Below are 1,660 nucleotides of genomic sequence, written 5' to 3'. Positions count from 1 at the left end.
GACGACACGGGCGGCGTCGTCCAGGGTGAGGGCCCCCGCGACGTACGCGGCGGCGATCTCGCCCTGGGAGTGGCCGATGACGGCCTGCGGGGTGATGCCGTGGTGCTGCCAGACCTTCGCCAGCGAGACCATGACGGCGAACGTCACGGGCTGGACGACATCGACCCGCTCCAGCGTGGGCGCACCGGGCGCCTGCCGGACGACGGCCTCCAACGACCAGTCGACGTACGGGGAGAGCGCGGCCTCGCACTCGGCCATAGCCGCCGCGAACACTGCGGAAGAGTCCAGCAGTTCGGCACCCATGCCGGCCCACTGCGTGCCCTGACCGGGGAACACGAACGCCACCCGGCCCACGTCCGAGGACGTGCCGCGTATCAGTCCTTCCGGAGCGGTCAGCGCCTGTGCGAAGTCGTCCTGTCCGGCGCCGAGCACGACGGCCCGGTGCTCGAACTCGGCGCGCCCACCGGCCAGTACGCGAGCGACGGCACCCGGATCGGCGGCGTCCGTACGGCCCTGCGAGGCGAATGCGGCGAGGCGCCCGATCTGGGCGTCCAGCGCGGCCGGAGTCTTCGCCGACACGAGCCACGGCACCAGGCCGGCGCCGACCGACGGCTCGACGGCCGGGGCCGCCTCGGTGGCAGGGGTCTCCTCGGCCGCCGGGGCCTCTTCGAGCACGACGTGCGCGTTCGTCCCGCTGACACCGAAGGAGGAGACCGCGGCCCGGCGCAGTCCGCCGTCGCCCTTGTCCGGCCAGTCCATGGCCTCGGTGAGCAGCTCCACCGCGCCCGCGGACCAGTCCACCTGGTCCGTCGGCTTCTCCACGTGGAGTGTCTTCGGCAGGACGCCGTGGCGCATCGCCTGGACCATCTTGATCACACCGGAGACACCGGCGGCGGCCTGGGTGTGTCCGATGTTGGACTTCAACGACCCCAGGCGCAGCGGCTGTTCGCCGTCCCGGCCCTGGCCGTACGTGGCGATGACGGCCTGCGCCTCGATCGGGTCGCCGAGTCGCGTGCCCGTGCCGTGCGCCTCGACGACGTCCACGTCGGCGGTCGTCAGCCGGGCGTCCGCCAACGCGCGCCGGATGACGCGCTGCTGGGACGGCCCGTTCGGAGCCGTGAGGCCGCTGCTGGCGCCGTCCTGGTTGACGGCGGTGCCCCGGACCACGGCGAGGATCCGGTGGCCCTTGCGGCGCGCGTCGGACAGGCGCTCGACGAGGAGGACGCCGACGCCCTCGGACCAGCTGGTGCCGTCGGCCGTCGACGAGAAGGACTTCGACCGGCCGTCCGGTGCCAGCCCGCGCTGACGGCTGAACTCGACGAAGGTGCTGGGCGTCGACATGACCGTCACGCCGCCGGCGAGCGCCATGTCGACCTCGCCCTTGCGCAGGGCCTGCACGGCGAGGTGCAGGGCGACCAGCGAGGACGAGCAGGCGGTGTCGACCGTGACGGCCGGGCCCTCCAGGCCCAGGGTGTACGCGACGCGGCCCGAGGCGACGCTGCCGGAGTTGCCGGTGCCCAGGTAGCCCTCGATGCCCTCCGGGACATCGGTGAGACGGGTGGCGTAGTCGTGGTACATCACGCCGGTGAAGACGCCGACCGAGGTGCCGCGCGCGGTGGCCGCCGGGATCCCGGCGTGCTCGAACGCCTCCCAGGAGGCC

General features: G+C 73.5%; 1 protein-coding gene. It reads right to left on the bottom strand.

Annotation, left to right across the window (positions count from 1 at the left end):
* The coding region (locus SGA01_RS40715) for a type I polyketide synthase (RefSeq protein WP_141303466.1) at positions 1-1,660 on the bottom strand (1,660 nt) is incomplete at both ends.

Origin of the sequence: Streptomyces gardneri, assembly GCF_006539185.1 — a bacterium.
GTDB classification, from domain to species: domain Bacteria; phylum Actinomycetota; class Actinomycetes; order Streptomycetales; family Streptomycetaceae; genus Streptomyces; species Streptomyces gardneri.
Note: the sequence above shows the minus strand (reverse complement) of the source record. Positions and strands in the feature narration are given on the sequence as shown.